The sequence below is a fragment of the Inquilinus sp. genome (assembly GCF_057815775.1).
Genome location: NZ_JBYRFX010000955.1, coordinates 1 through 2,044 on the forward strand (window position 1 = coordinate 1; position 2,044 = coordinate 2,044).

The following is a 2,044-nucleotide window of genomic DNA, read 5'->3' on the forward strand; positions in this document are numbered from 1 at the left end:
GCGCCGCCCTGCTGACCCTGCTGGCCGGGCGGCTGGATGGGGCGGGCGGCGATCCCACGGCGCTGAACCTCCGCCTGCGCAAGACGTTGGCCAAGGCGGACACCCAGATCGGCGAGGCGCGGCGCGAACGGGTCGGCACGCTGATCGGCCCGGCCGACCCGGCGCCGATCGTCCGGTCGGTCCGCCGGCTGTGGCACAGCGAGATCATCCTGGCCCGCGCCTCGGACTCGCCGCTGTCCGCAGCGCTCAAGACGGCGCTGTGGTCCACGCTGGACCAGGCGGTGACGGCGGCGACCAAGCGGATGACGGCGCTGGCGGCAGCGGTGGAGGCCAAGGCCGTGCCCGGTGACGGCACCGCGCTGGACCATGCCGTGGCGGCGTTGCAGAGCAGCGTCGACGGCCTGCGCGGCGCCGGCGGCGACCTGGACGGGCGCGAATTCGGCCAGGCCTTCGCCATCGCCTTCACCTTCGCCCAGATCCGCGACAACCTCGCGGACCTGGCGGAACGGCTGCGCGAGCTGGCGGGGGAAGTGCCGGCACCGGCAAACGACTGAATCCCGCGGCTTTCCACGTCTTCCCGATTGCGTCCGGCTGCGTTCGGCCCCAATGCTGGCGGCATTGATCGATCGGTCTCGGGAGGGATTTTTGAAACACAACGATTGGGCGCGCCGGTCCTTGCTGGCGGGGGCGCTGTTGCTGCTCGCGGCGTGTGGTGGGCGCATGAATGTCAGCGACGACCAGAAGGCGACGCTCGACGGCCAGAAGCCGGACGGCACGGTCGAGATGCACCAGGTCCAGGCCGCCTTCATCGGCAGCGGCGATGCCGGCCGCGGCAGCCTGCACTTCCAAGGCCGCAGCTATACATTCAAGGTCGGCGGTCTCGGCATCGGTGGCATCGGCGTCTCGACGCTCGAGGCCAATGGCGAGGTCTACAACCTCAAGAAGCTCGAAGACTTCGGCGGGGCCTATGCCCAGGGCCGCTATGGCTACGCCTTCGGCGACAAGAGCGGTGGTCAGCTCTGGCTGAAGAACGAAAAGGGTGTCGTGCTGCACCTGATGGCCAAACGCACCGGGCTCATGCTCAGCCTGGGCGGTGATGCGGTGGTGATCTCGCTCGAACATTGACGGCGTCCCGGGACGGGGCAGGGGGCTCCGGCCCCGTCTTCGGGTTGCCACTTGCGGTGCGGTGTTCCAGAACGGTCCTCCCGGCTCGACCCAGGAGGCCTTCGTGACCACATCCGGCATCCACGCCATCCTCTACGCCTTCTTCGATGCGGAGGAGCGGCTCGACCGGGCCGCCATGCGCCGGCAGGCGGAAGCCTGCCTGCAGGCCGATGTCGCCGGCATCGCGGCGCTGGGCCTTGCCACCGAGGTGGCGAAGCTGGGCGTCGACGAACGCCGCATGGTGATGGACTGGGTGGCGGAGGATGTCGTCGGCCGGGTGCCGGTCGGCTTCACCATCTTCGGGTCGTCGGTGGCGGAACAGGTGGGGATGGTCCGCGCCGCCGAGGTGGCGGGGGCGAACTGGCTGATCCTGCAGCCGCCCGCTTCCGGCAGCTATGGCGCCGGCGAATATCTCGACTTCTTCAGCCGGGTGATGGAGTCGACGGCACTGCCGGTGGCGATCCAGAACGCGCCGCAATATCTCGGCCGGGGCCTGGGCGCCGACGACATCGCCCGGCTGATGCAGCGGCACGCCAACATGACGCTGATCAAGGCCGAAGGCTCGGCGATCGAGGTCGAACGGCTGATCGCCGTGACCGAGGGCCGGCTGCGCGTGTTCAACGGCCGCGGCGGGCTGGAACTGCTCGACAACCTCCGCGCCGGCTGCAGCGGCTTCCTGCTGGCGCCGGACGCGGTCGACCATGCGGTGGCGATCCTGCGGCTCTACGAGGCCGGGGACGAGGACGCCGCGGCCGCCGCCTATGCCCGGATCGCGCCGTCGATCGTCTTCGTCATGCAGTCGATCGAGACGCTGATCTGCTACGGCAAGCGCCTGTGCGCGGCCCGGCTCGGCCTTGCCGTGCACGACCGGGCGCCGGCG

Annotated in this window: 3 protein-coding genes; all 3 read left to right on the forward strand. The window is 70.2% G+C overall.

All coding sequences use genetic code 11. The annotated features are described in order from the left end of the window. On the forward strand, window positions 1-554 hold a 554-nt coding region (locus tag AC3XYG_RS34425; RefSeq protein WP_489144399.1), incomplete at its 5' end, for a hypothetical protein. A gap of 91 nt (window positions 555-645) precedes the next feature. Continuing rightward, entirely contained in the window at window positions 646-1,125 is a 480-nt protein-coding gene (locus AC3XYG_RS34430; protein ID WP_489144400.1) for a hypothetical protein, read from the forward strand. Between the two features lie 103 nt (window positions 1,126-1,228). Then, the coding region (locus tag AC3XYG_RS34435) for a dihydrodipicolinate synthase family protein (protein WP_489144401.1) at window positions 1,229-2,044 on the forward strand (816 nt) is incomplete at its 3' end.